A 12,528-nucleotide genomic window follows, 5' to 3' on the forward strand; every position below is an offset into this window, starting at 1 on the left:
TTCTTCTTAAGAATCTGGGAAAGAGGTGCGAAGGTGAGTTCATTTGATAAAACGATGAAATTTAATTTCTCTGACGACTCTGTCGAAACGAATGTAAACGAAGTCCTTTATACTGTATACGATGCATTACAAGAAAAAGGCTATAATCCAATAAATCAAATTGTGGGCTATTTGCTTTCTGGTGACCCAGCCTATATTCCTCGTCATCGTGATGCAAGAAATCTAATTCGCAAGCTTGAGCGGGATGAATTAATTGAGGAGCTAGTTAAATCTTACTTACAAAAACGGATTTGATCTTTAGTATCTTAAGTATCTGTTCTGTAAAAAAAGAAATGTAATTTTGTATATTGATGGGCTGAATTAAGTAGAACATAATTATTCAGTTCCAATCTTTATACAATAAAATCGAGAGGCATATTATGCGAATACTTGGGTTAGATTTAGGAACTAAAACATTGGGAGTAGCCGTTAGTGATGAATTGCGCTGGACAGCACAAGGAATTGAAACGATTAAAATCAATGAAGAAGGTCGAGACTATCAATTGGGAAGACTTTCTGAACTAATTAAACAGTATGAAGTTGAGAAAATTGTCCTTGGAATGCCTAAAAACATGAATGGAACAATTGGACCAAGAGCGGAAGCAAGTCAATCGTTTGCTGATATACTAACAAAGAAGTTTAATCTTCCTGTTATCCTATGGGATGAGCGGTTAACAACAATGGCTGCTGAAAAAATGCTAATCTCTGCAGATGTTAGTCGAAAAAAAAGAAAAAAGGTTATAGACAAAATGGCTGCAGTGATGATCTTACAAGGTTATTTAGATAGCTTAAACTAGACAAAAATTATTATGAGGTGAAGAATTCATGGATCACGGAGAAAAACAAATTACAGTTATAGATGAAAGTGGCAATGAACAATTATGTGAGGTTCTTTTTACATTTGAGTCAGAGGAATTCAAAAAATCTTATGTGTTATACTACCCACTAGGTGCAGAAGAGGACGATAGCGAAGAAATTGAAATTCATGCTTCGAGCTTTAACCCTCACGCAGACGGTGAAGATGGAGAGCTAGAGCCAATTGAAACAGAAGAAGAGTGGGACTTAATTGAGGAAATGTTAAATACATTTCTTGATGAAGAAGAAGAGCAAGAATAAGCATAAAAAGTGTGATAAGAGATATACTCTTATTGCACTTTTTTTTGTTTAACTTTCTAAAAGTAATAAAAATGGGAAACTCAAATAGTATTTTACATGTCATGTTTAAAAATATTGCCGAATAATCATGAACATTGTAGTATAATAGTTGGGGTGAGAGGAGGATACACATGTCTGAAGATCCAAAAAAAGATTCATTCCGAAAAAAGTTATTAGAAAAACATAATGAGGCAAAGGTTGTTCGGAGAATTGTTCTTTCCGTATTTATTACTCTTTTAATTGTTTTTTCTGGGTTAATCGGGGGCGGCTATCTCTATATTAAATCTTCTTTAGAGCCAGTTGATCCAACTGATCAAACGCCTGTTGATGTGACGATACCAATTGGTTCATCAGTTTCGTCAATATCAAAAATCCTAGAAGAAAATGATATTATAAAAGATGATCGTGTTTTTAAATATTATATTAAATTTAAAAATGAATCTGGTTTTCAAGCAGGTGATTACCAGCTGAAAAAATCAATGACATTTCAAGAAATTATAGCTAGCATAAAAAAGGGGAAAGTCATGGATGATGTCGTGTTCCAAGTGACAATTCCAGAAGGAAGACAACTAACAGAAATAGCATCAATTATTTCTAACAACACAAACTTTTCAGAAGATGAGATTTTTGAGAAATTAAATGATAAAAGCTTTATCGAATCTATGAGAGCTAAATATCCTGATTTGCTCACTGATGATATTTTTAAGGAAAATGTTAAATATCCACTAGAGGGTTACTTATTTCCTGCAACATATCCTTATTATCAAGAAGAACCAACAATTGAAGAGATTCTAGAACCGATGATCACAAAAATGAGTGAAGTTGTTGCAAAATATATTCCGCAACTTCAAGAAAAGAATATGAGTGTTCATTACTTTGTAACAATGGCATCTCTTATTGAGGAAGAAGCTACTGAAAAATCAGATCGTGAGAAGATCTCAAGTGTTTTTTATAACCGTATTGATAAGAATATGATGCTACAAACAGATCCAACTGTTTTATATGCATTAGGTGAGCATAAAGACAGAGTGCTATATAAAGATTTGGAAGTGGATTCGCCATATAATACTTATCAAAATACTGGACTTCCACCTGGACCTATCGCTAATGCTGGTGAAATGTCTTTTGTAGCTGCACTTAGCCCTGAGCCAACAGATTTCTTATATTTCCTTGCAACAAAAGAAGGGGAAGTAATTTTCACAAAAACGCTAGAAGAACATAACAAAGCAAAGAATGAACATATTATTAATAACTAACTATATCTCAAACAAAGGGAACGTGAATTATTATTCGCATTCCCTTTATTGTTGTGGTAAAATATATCGAGTTGTTATTTGGATTGTACTATTTGATATAATCATACAAAAAGAGTTCTCAGGATATGGGGCTCTTCTTTTTAGGTAGAATATAGATTATTCGACAAAGTTCATTAGCAGTTGTATAACCAGGAGGGCAATCATGTTAAATGAAGATGTGCTAACGTATGTTGAAAGCTTGATTCCAGAACGTCCTCAATACGTGGAACAAATTGAAGAGTTTGCTTTAAAGCATGATGTGCCAATAATGGAGAAATCAGGTATAGAGGTATTGTTATTGTTGTTAACAATGCAACAGCCAAAGAAAATATTTGAAATCGGGACAGCAATTGGTTATTCAGCAATAAGGATGGCTTTATCTTTACCCAATACCCACATTGTAACTGTGGAGCTTGATGAAGATAGATATAAGCAAGCAGTACTTCATATAAAAGAATTAGGACTAGAGAATCGTATTAAATTATTCTTAGGTGATGCACTATTATTATCAGATGATATTAGCAAGCATGGCCCATTTGATGCGTTTTTTATTGATGCAACAAAAGCGAAATATAGTAAGTTTTTTGATTTATATGAACCAATGTTAACAAAGGATGGAATTATATATACTGATAATGTTCTTTTTAAGGGAACAGTTGCTCGAGATCGTTCAGAATTAAAAACGAGAAGACAACGAACTCTTGTTAGAAAACTTGATGAATATAATCGAATGCTTTTTTCTAAGGAAGGCTTTACATCAACAATGATTCCCGTTGGTGATGGTCTTGCAGTTACAAGAAGAAAAGAAGTGTAAAGAGGTGTACAAAATGAAAAAGCCAGAATTATTAGTGACTCCTAAAAAGGTAGAAGACTTTTTACCTTTAATTGAAGCAGGTGCTGATGCATTTATCATTGGTGAGCAAAAATTTGGTCTTAGGTTGGCTGGAGATTTTTCAAAGGACGATATTAAGAATGCTATCGTCATTGCTCATCAGCATGGGAAAAAAGTGTATGTTGCAATGAATGCAATTTTTCATAATGAATTAGTCGATGAGTTAGGTGAATATTTACATTTTCTAAGTGAAGTGAAAGCAGATGCAGTTGTTTTTGGTGATCCTGCTGTTCTTATGATGGCTAAGGATGCTGCTCCTGAAATGAAGCTACATTGGAATACAGAAACAACGGCAACAAACTGGCACACGTGTAATTATTGGGGAAGAAAAGGATCACAACGGGCTGTGCTTGCTAGAGAGCTGAGCATGGATGCAGTTGTTGAGACAAAAGAACATGCAGAAGTTGAAATAGAAGTACAAGTACATGGAATGACATGTATGTTTCAATCAAAACGATCATTATTAGGCAACTATTTTGAATACCAAGGGAAAAAATTAAAAATAGAAAAGCCTGATACTAAAGAGACGATGTTTTTATTTGATCCTGAAAGAAATAATAAATACCCAATTTTTGAGGATGCAAACGGAACTCATATAATGAGCCCTAATGATATTTGTATTATAGATGAACTTGGTGAAATGATTGAAGCAGGTGTGGATTCTTTCAAGATTGATGGTGTTTTACAAACATCAGATTATATTGTTGAAGTTACGAAAAAATATCGTAAAGCAATAGATTTGTTTGTTTCGAATGTTGATGAATATGAAGAGGTTAAGGATGACCTTTTAAATGAGATTGAAAATCTACAGGCTCAAAATCGCCCGTTAGATACAGGCTTCTTCTTTAAAGAAACAGTATATTAATTTAATGAATCGGTTGAATGTTAAGCCTTTCATTTTGAACATAAAGGGAGTGAAAAAATGACAACTGTAGTTGATAAAATTTCGAGCATAGTCGATGGGAAGCGTGTAATTACAAAAAAACCGGAATTATTAGCACCTGCCGGAAACCTTGAAAAATTGAAAATTGCGGTTCATTATGGTGCTGATGCAGTATTTATTGGTGGCCGTGAATATGGTTTAAGATCTAATGCAGACAACTTTTCACAAGAAGAAATGGCTGAAGGAGTTCAATTTGCTAATAAATATGGTGCGAAGATTTATGTAACAACAAATATCTTTGCTCATAATGAAAATATGTCAGGTTTAGAAGACTATTTAATAGGCCTTCAAGATGCAGGAGTTACAGGGATTATTGTTGCTGATCCTCTAATTATCGAAACATGTAGAAAAGTTGCACCTAAGCTTGAAGTACATTTAAGTACACAGCAATCTCTATCAAACTGGAAAGCAGTTCAGTTTTGGAAAGAAGAGGGGCTAGAGCGTGTTGTATTGGCACGTGAAACAAGTGCTGAAGAAATTAAAGAAATGAAAGAAAAAGTTGATATTGAAATTGAGGCTTTTGTTCATGGAGCAATGTGTATTGCTTATTCTGGTAGATGTACCTTAAGTAATCATATGACAGCACGTGATTCTAATCGTGGTGGTTGTTGTCAATCGTGTCGCTGGGATTATGACTTATTTAAACTTGAGGATAATCAAGAAGTTGAGTTATTTGATAAAGAAGATGCACCTTTTGCAATGAGTCCAAAGGATTTAAATTTAATTGAATCTATTCCTAAGATGATTGAGCTAGGAATTGATAGCTTAAAAATCGAAGGTCGAATGAAATCAATTCATTATATTGCAACAGTTGTTAGCGTATATCGTAAAGTAATTGATGCTTACTGCGCAGATCCAGACAATTTTAAAATAGATATTGAATGGCTTAAAGAGCTAGATAAATGTGCTAACCGTGAAACAGCTTCAGCCTTTTTTGAAAGTGTTCCTGGTTTTCAACAACAGATGTTTGGTAATCATAGTAAAAAAACAGTGTATGATTTTGCTGGTCTTGTATTAGATTATGATCAAGAAGCAAAAATGATTACTTTACAACAACGTAATCATTTTAAACCGGGTGAAACAGTCGAGTTTTTCGGACCAGAAATTGAGAACTTTACACAAACAATAGAGAAGATATGGGATGAAGATGGAAATGAGCTTGATGCTGCTCGTCATCCACTACAAATTGTAAAATTCAAAGTAGATAAACCCGTCTTCAGAAACAACATGATGCGAAAGGGGTTCTAACTACTATGGCGAAGAAGCCGGTTGTAATCGGTGTAGCTGGAGGCTCTGGCTCGGGAAAAACGAGTGTGACGAAAGCAATATATGAGCATTTTAGAGGTCATTCAATCTTGATGCTTGAACAAGATTATTATTATAAAGATCAAAGTCATCTGCCTTATGAACAAAGACTAGATACAAATTATGACCATCCATTAGCTTTTGATAATGATTTACTAATAGATCATTTAAAAACATTACTAAGTCATGAATCAATTGAAAAACCAGTTTATGACTATAAATTGCATACAAGATCTGAAGATGTTATAGTTGTGGAACCTAAGGATGTTATAATTCTTGAAGGTATCCTTATTTTAGAGGACGAGCGTTTGCGTGACTTAATGGATATTAAGCTTTATGTGGATACGGATGCGGATCTTAGAATCATACGGAGAATCCTTCGTGATATTAAAGAGCGTGGACGTTCAATTGATTCGGTTATAGAGCAATATATTACTGTTGTAAGACCGATGCATAATCAATTTATCGAGCCGACCAAACGATATGCAGATATTATCATCCCAGAAGGTGGACATAATCATGTTGCAGTTGATTTAATGGTCACAAAAATTCAAACAATTCTTGAACTAAAGGCAATTTTGTAATAACATAGCATAGATAAAGTCTACTGTGATCATATTATGTATAAGTATAATTTTTATGAAAAATCTTAATAGGGCACATTGTTGCCCTGATTTTTTACATATCATCAGATTTGGGGTTCTACATTTTGTTCACCATATATTTGAATTACTGACATAATAATTTTTAGTCATTTTTCTAAAAGAATTTTCACCTAGATTATACATATGTAATATGCAGTCTATAGATGCATTTATAGAATAAGCAATATTACAATGACTCAGTACGACATGGACAGTCTACTAGAAGGAGTGGAACAAACATGGCACAAGATAAAGTTTTTCCAATGACAAGAGAAGGTAAAGATAAGCTTGAGCAAGAGCTTGAATATTTGAAAACGGTTAAACGTAAAGAGGTAGTTGAAAGAATTAAAATTGCACGTAGCTTTGGAGATCTATCTGAGAACTCTGAATACGATTCAGCTAAAGAAGAACAAGCCTTTGTTGAAGGTCGTGTCACAACATTAGAAAATATGATTCGAAATGCAAAGATTATTGAAGGTGAAGCTGATACAAGCATTGTTGCTTTAGGAAGAACAGTTGCTTTTACTGAATTACCTGATGGTGATAAAGAAACATATACAATCGTTGGTAGTGCTGAAGCTGATCCGTTCGAAGGTAAAATCTCTAATGACTCACCTATTGCTAAGAGTCTTATGGGACGCAAGGTAGGAGATCAGGTAACTGTTCAAACACCAGGCGGAGAAATGCTTGTTAAAATCGTAGAAATTAGCTAATACAGGTTTATATAATGAACACCTCGTCGAAAATGATGACGAGGTGTTTTTTTATTGATTTAAAATACCGTGGAAACATGTATGAATATAGCAGATCATTTGTACGCAACGGACACAGCTACAAGGAGGGGTGTTGGAACATGATATCAAAAAGAAGATTTCTGGCTTTAGGAATTGTTATCATTATCTGTTTATCTTTTTATTTATATCGATTAGCTGATTTACAATTAATCAACACAGAATCATTTACAGATAAGGGAATAAATCTAGTTCAAGAAAGTGTTAATCAACGTACACAAGAAGTTTTAATTGATGATGGAAGAGGACGATTTGTAGATCGAAATAACATATCATTAAAAAAAGATGCAGAGCCATCACTTGTGCTGTTTCCATTTTTAAAAGATATTTCTTGGTCAAGTGATAAACTCTCAAATTTAGTGAATGTGCCTAGTACAGAGTTAGAAAGACTTGTTCAAAATTCAAAAGAGCCCATTGTTCTTTCAAGTAAGGATGGTGTGGAATTAACAAATAAAGATTTAAAGGAAATAAATGAGCTAGAGATTCCAGGTGTATTTGGCATTTTTCAACAAACAACAATAGATGAATCTGTTGCAGACCACATTATAGGGATAACTGGAGAAAATGCAGAAACATTACGTGAGAAATACCCAGATCGCAGTGACTTATCATACAAAACGAAAATCGGTGTGACAGGACTAGAAAAAACATTTGATGAATTTTTATTACCTGATGCAGAAACAAAACTCTTATATCATGTTGATGGAGACGGAAATCCGCTTTTCGGGGTAAATGTTAAGTATATTGCTGATTCTAACCCTTTCTATCCAGTAACAGTAGAAACTACGATCGATAAAGGCATTCAAGAGGTAGCAGAAGATATATTAACAAATCAGAATGTTGAGAATGGAGGACTTGTTCTTCTTGATATTCAATCAAATGAGGTCTTAGCAATGGTGAGTAAACCTGATTTAGATCGATCTCATTCTAGTACCTTAACAAACCATATGATTCGACCATTATTTCCGGGATCAGTTTTTAAAACTGTCATTTCTGCTGCTGCAATTGAATATGGTTTAGATGATGCGAACCGAAAGTTTAATTGTAATTTAAATCTTTATGGAGAAGATGATGGGGGACAGGATGATGGATTATTATCGTTTGAAAGAAGCTTTGCGAAAAGTTGTAACTATACTTTTACAACATTAGCAAAAGAGCTTTTGAAAAAGGACGAAAATGCGATTGAGGATATAGCAGGAAAACTTGGGTTAATTGGTCATATAGGTTGGAGTGGAGAAGTTTTCCATTATGATCAATTTAAACAATTTCCTGATGAAATGGCTGGAAGTATATGGGGTGATGAAACAGATAAAAATGTCCCCCGTGCCATTGACCAAACCGCTATAGGACAAAAAGATGTAAAGCTATCACCAATGGCTGTAGCAAATATGATGGCGACAATTGCAAGAGGCGGACAAAAACAACAGGTTCGCATCGTAGAAAATATATTATATAAAAATGGAACAAATATGTTTTCATTTACGTCTAACAAACTAGAAGGAGAAAATATTTCACCATATACAGCATCAAGGCTTCAAGAATTACTAAGGCTCGTTGTAACTGATACAGAAGGAACAGGTAGGAGGTTTCAATCTTCTCCTTTTGAGGTATCAGGAAAATCAGGAACTGCACAAACCGGAAAGAAAAATGCTGAAGGTGAAACACTTTATCATAAGTGGTTTGCAGGATTTTTTCCATCTAATAATCCAAAGTATGCACTGGTAGTTGTAGAGATGGATACAACTAGTGCCAACGCTGGAACAAATGCTGTTTTTTATGATATGGTTGCAGAACTGGCAAAATCTTAAATATAGAGTAATATACAATGTGTTTTTGAAGCGTTTTTTTTCACATAAATTATTACTCTTGAATTTATAAGGAAAGAAGTGTGTAAGGCTTTTGACTTGCTTGCTATTCTGCTAGGAAGGGTCCCTAGATTACATGAACAGAAGCTGATGCGACATGAGTACTCCCAGAATTTTCTTATGTCTGGAGCTAAATGAATGCTGTTTCTTTGGGTAATAAAAGGCACAAATTTTACAAAATCAGCTCTATAAAAACATTTTGTGCAGAGAATATGAAACTTATGGCTTAGATTTAACGACTAGATAGAATAAGGTCTTAATGCTAAAATTAGACAGAAGGTATGAGGGACAAAGGAGTGTAGGAAATTGAGTAATTATCAAATTAATAATTCTCGTTTTGAAAAAAGGGATAAACGTAGAAAAACGAATGTTGTTTTAAACACATTAATTGGGCTCGTTTTTGTTCTTATTCTTGTTATTGGCTCTCAGCTGATTTTTGGGGATAGCGGAGCTGAAAAAACAGCAAAATATAATGAACAACCAGATATTAAGCTAGCTAGTGAAGAAAATAAGGCAGAACAAGATGATTCTAATGAAAAGACAGATGAAAATGATGATAAATCAGAAGATAAAGACTTAAATGAAGATGAAGGTATAGAGGAAGAAGCTAAAGAAGATGAAGAGACTGAAGAGGATTCATTTGAGCAAGCAACAATAACTGAGGGAGAACCTGGTTCGGGGATTGCAGAAACAATTGAAAATCCCGCTTGGTCGCCTATTGGAACTTCTCAAACTGAACCACATTCAGCAAACTATACAAAAGGATCACAAGATTGGAATGAAATGACAAAAGCGCTTAGCTATGCAACAGGAATTCCAGAATCAGATATGATTATTTGGTTCCTCGGAAATAATGGTGGACCAAATGATGCAGCTGGGACGATTTCTCCTAAAGACAAATCAGTGAAATATAAAGTTTATATAACTTGGGTTGAAAATAATGGATGGAAACCTACTAAAATAGAAAAGTTGAACTAAAAAGGGATGACTCAGTCATCCCTTTTTTAAATGCTAAAAATATTATTAAGATTAACATGTCTGTAGGTAGAGGACAGCACTTACCACGTTACTGACTAGATGCCTTAAAATGAACAACAGCACTGTACAATCTTTTGCCTTCCTCAGATATATACATTTGGTGTGTGACAGAATGTACTGTTAGCAAGATTGCCTGATTATGTAGAATTTGATCATTTATCTTCTTCTCGAGTTCTTGAATGGAAAATGCTTCAAAAAACTCAACTTTATCTTTTATAATGTCTAACTGAAAGTTCATATTCCACCTCCATCAATCTAAAAATAAATATACCAAAGAGATCAGAAGATTTACAGTGATATACTGTGAAGCTGCTGATATAAAAATCAGAGTCTTGCTTTGTAAGAGTATAATATGTACACTTCTAGTTGAAGACGGAATGGTTGATGTAATAATCATGGAACTATTTTGTATGGATAGATACATAATGAAAGGATTTGAAGACATTGAGAATCGCAATAATAGGTGCTATGGAAGAAGAAGTTACAATTCTTAGAGATCAATTAGATAATCGAGAACAAGAGGTTATTGCAAATAGTGAATTTACAAAAGGTACATACAATGGTGTGGAAGTAGTGTTATTAAAGTCTGGTATTGGTAAAGTTAATGCTGCTTTAAGTACAACATTACTTTTAGATCGCTATAAACCAGATTATGTTCTTAACACTGGCTCTGCCGGCGGATTTCATTCATCATTAAACGTTGGAGATGTTGTTATATCAACTGAGGTTAGACATAATGATGTAGATGTTACAGCGTTTGGCTATGAATATGGTCAAGTACCAGGCTTACCAGCAGCATATGTACCAGATCAAAAGCTAGTTGATATTGCTGTAACAAAAGCAGAAGAAATTAGTAATATTCAAGTAGCAAAAGGTCTTATTGTAACTGGAGATTCATTTTTAAATGATCCTGACAAAGTAGAATTTATTCGAAGTAAATTTAATGATCTTTATGCAGGTGAAATGGAGGCAGCAGCAATTGCTCAAGTTTGTCATCAATTTGATGTTCCATTTGTAGTAATAAGAGCATTATCTGACATTGCTGGCAAAGAATCTAATGTTTCCTTTGATCAATTCCTAGATCAAGCTGCAAAGCATTCTGCTAATTTGGTTTTGAAGATTGTTGAAGCCATTTAATCGTGTATCTTACGTAACATGAGTAAGTTGAAAAACAGATGATAAACGAGGAGATTTCCTTTGTTTCATCATCTGTTTTTTTGATATTTATTTATATAGCCTTACAATATATGTGAATGAATTGTTGCCTCAATCATTGATATGGTGAAATTTACATGATTAGTTATCTACTAGAATATGTTATTGTTTATCTATGACATAATAAGTAGGTGAAGTGAGAATATGAGTAAAAAAAGTTTACAAGCACTTGTTATTGATTTTAAAAATTATGCGTTTGTACTATTGGCTACAAGTGTATTTTTATATATTGGTGTTATTTTACCTGATCAAGGAAAAGAAGAAATCTACGACGTGATATTAATGCTAACGACGGCTTTGTTTTTAATAGGCTCCTTCGTTTGTTTTAAGCTTTCTTTAAAATATAAAAAGCAAATAGATGCACAAGAAGAAAATGTTTAAATAGCTCGAGTTATGAAAATGCACCCCAATCGTTAGTTGTAACTAACGATTGGGGTGCATTTTTTTTGCCAGTGACGAGTTAGCCGAAAGATTTGAAGATTCTGAAAATATAATCTTTTATAAAATTCAAAATATCTATTTACAGATATGGTAATTATGGATACAATTACCATTGTAAAATAAAAATGAAAACTAGGGAGGTCGACGAAAATGAACAAGTGTACAAAAATGAAAACAATGGTTAACAAATTTAATATGTTCTTAATCGACCAAAATGGTGAATCCCTTTAATTTTATGTTTTCATAATTGTATCTTAAACGGACGGAAAGTAAGCTCAGGTTGATTAGAAAGACTTGTGCGCTATAATTGAATATTTTATATCGTCACAGGTTGCCTGTGGCGATTTTTATATTCTTTTTACATTGTTAGAGTGGGAAGTGAAATAAGAATTCTTTACAAGAAGGAAGTAGTAACCTCTTAAAAAGATTTGGCAGCCTGTGTATATGCATCCAAAGATGTGTTAAATGCTTTTAAGGAGGTGATACCACATGACAATTAATTTATTTTTCATTACATTAACTTTTTCTGTATCTAAAAGAAATCAATCAAAACAAGAATTTGAGAAAAATGAGCAAGTTCAACAGAAAATGGAACAATTAAAAGAAAAAGAATACGAACTTTTCCGTAATATGTAAGTGCATTGTTTTTTTATTTTATAAAACATTTTGGAGGCGATTAAAATGATAAAAATCGAATTATTATTACATTTAACTGTTCAGAAGGACACTGCCTAGCTAACTAAGCTATGACATTTCATTTAACTTAGAATAAAGATTATAAGAAAAAGAGAAGGATTAAGTCCTTCTCTTTTCAGATCGTCGACAAAAGGGGTTCGGAATGGTTTCATTCCGAACCCCTTTTGCGATTTTCTTTATAAATTATCTAAAATGAGCGTGGACAGATC

The 12,528-nt window shown here is 33.5% G+C and carries 15 protein-coding genes; 14 read left to right on the forward strand and 1 reads right to left on the reverse strand.

Annotation, left to right across the window (positions count from 1 at the left end; translation table 11 throughout):
* The first annotated feature begins 33 nt into the window (after window positions 1–33).
* The 11 genes from JOC75_RS18705 (at window position 34) to JOC75_RS18755 (ending at window position 9,907) form a co-directional block, all read left to right on the forward strand.
* A complete protein-coding gene (locus JOC75_RS18705; protein ID WP_146949110.1) occupies window positions 34–294 on the forward strand; it encodes an IreB family regulatory phosphoprotein in 261 nt (86 codons plus the stop codon).
* Between the two features lie 125 nt (window positions 295–419).
* Window positions 420–836, forward strand: coding sequence for a Holliday junction resolvase RuvX (gene ruvX, locus JOC75_RS18710; protein ID WP_204955510.1), 417 nt, complete (start codon window positions 420–422; stop codon window positions 834–836).
* A gap of 28 nt (window positions 837–864) precedes the next feature.
* Window positions 865–1,155: a DUF1292 domain-containing protein gene (locus tag JOC75_RS18715; RefSeq protein WP_204955511.1), complete on the forward strand. Its 291-nt coding sequence runs from the start codon at window positions 865–867 to the stop codon at window positions 1,153–1,155.
* Window positions 1,156–1,325: 170 nt separating this feature from the next.
* Window positions 1,326–2,450: an endolytic transglycosylase MltG gene (gene mltG, locus JOC75_RS18720; RefSeq protein WP_204955512.1), complete on the forward strand. Its 1,125-nt coding sequence runs from the start codon at window positions 1,326–1,328 to the stop codon at window positions 2,448–2,450.
* A gap of 202 nt (window positions 2,451–2,652) precedes the next feature.
* Complete coding sequence (locus JOC75_RS18725) at window positions 2,653–3,303, forward strand: O-methyltransferase (RefSeq protein ID WP_204955513.1); 651 nt, start codon at window positions 2,653–2,655, stop codon at window positions 3,301–3,303.
* Between the two features lie 13 nt (window positions 3,304–3,316).
* Window positions 3,317–4,246 (forward strand): peptidase U32 family protein, encoded by a 930-nt coding sequence (locus JOC75_RS18730; RefSeq protein ID WP_204955514.1) that lies wholly within the window; start codon window positions 3,317–3,319, stop codon window positions 4,244–4,246.
* Between the two features lie 57 nt (window positions 4,247–4,303).
* Window positions 4,304–5,572, forward strand: coding sequence for a peptidase U32 family protein (locus tag JOC75_RS18735; RefSeq protein WP_204955515.1), 1,269 nt, complete (start codon window positions 4,304–4,306; stop codon window positions 5,570–5,572).
* Window positions 5,573–5,577: 5 nt separating this feature from the next.
* The gene (gene udk, locus JOC75_RS18740; RefSeq protein ID WP_146949103.1) at window positions 5,578–6,213 is read left to right on the forward strand and encodes a uridine kinase; all 636 of its coding nucleotides are present in this window, start codon (window positions 5,578–5,580) and stop codon (window positions 6,211–6,213) included.
* 299 nt (window positions 6,214–6,512) lie between these two features.
* On the forward strand, window positions 6,513–6,986 hold the full coding sequence (greA, locus tag JOC75_RS18745; RefSeq protein ID WP_204955516.1) for a transcription elongation factor GreA: 474 nt from the start codon (window positions 6,513–6,515) through the stop codon (window positions 6,984–6,986).
* 140 nt (window positions 6,987–7,126) lie between these two features.
* Window positions 7,127–8,872 carry a peptidoglycan D,D-transpeptidase FtsI family protein gene (locus JOC75_RS18750; RefSeq protein WP_204955517.1) on the forward strand — a complete coding sequence of 582 codons (1,746 nt, stop codon included), beginning with the start codon at window positions 7,127–7,129 and terminating at the stop codon, window positions 8,870–8,872.
* 363 nt (window positions 8,873–9,235) lie between these two features.
* Window positions 9,236–9,907, forward strand: a complete 672-nt coding sequence (locus JOC75_RS18755; RefSeq protein WP_239589569.1) for a YrrS family protein — start codon at window positions 9,236–9,238, stop codon at window positions 9,905–9,907.
* 88 nt (window positions 9,908–9,995) lie between these two features.
* Here JOC75_RS18755 and JOC75_RS18760 read toward each other — a convergent pair whose 3' ends face one another.
* Entirely contained in the window at window positions 9,996–10,205 is a 210-nt protein-coding gene (locus JOC75_RS18760; protein WP_146949100.1) for a DUF2536 family protein, read from the reverse strand.
* A 206-nt stretch (window positions 10,206–10,411) separates the two neighbouring features.
* Here JOC75_RS18760 and mtnN point away from each other — a divergent pair, with 206 nt between their 5' ends.
* The 3 genes from mtnN to JOC75_RS18775 all read left to right on the forward strand — a co-directional run bounded on the left by mtnN (window position 10,412) and on the right by JOC75_RS18775 (window position 12,259).
* Window positions 10,412–11,104: a 5'-methylthioadenosine/S-adenosylhomocysteine nucleosidase gene (mtnN, locus tag JOC75_RS18765; protein ID WP_204955518.1), complete on the forward strand. Its 693-nt coding sequence runs from the start codon at window positions 10,412–10,414 to the stop codon at window positions 11,102–11,104.
* 222 nt (window positions 11,105–11,326) lie between these two features.
* A complete protein-coding gene (locus JOC75_RS18770) occupies window positions 11,327–11,563 on the forward strand; it encodes a YrhC family protein (protein WP_204955519.1) in 237 nt (78 codons plus the stop codon).
* A gap of 549 nt (window positions 11,564–12,112) precedes the next feature.
* Entirely contained in the window at window positions 12,113–12,259 is a 147-nt protein-coding gene (locus JOC75_RS18775; RefSeq protein ID WP_204955520.1) for a YrzI family small protein, read from the forward strand.
* Window positions 12,260–12,528: the final 269 nt, after the last annotated feature.

The organism is Metabacillus crassostreae (genome assembly GCF_016908395.1).
GTDB lineage: Bacteria > Bacillota > Bacilli > Bacillales > Bacillaceae > Metabacillus > Metabacillus crassostreae.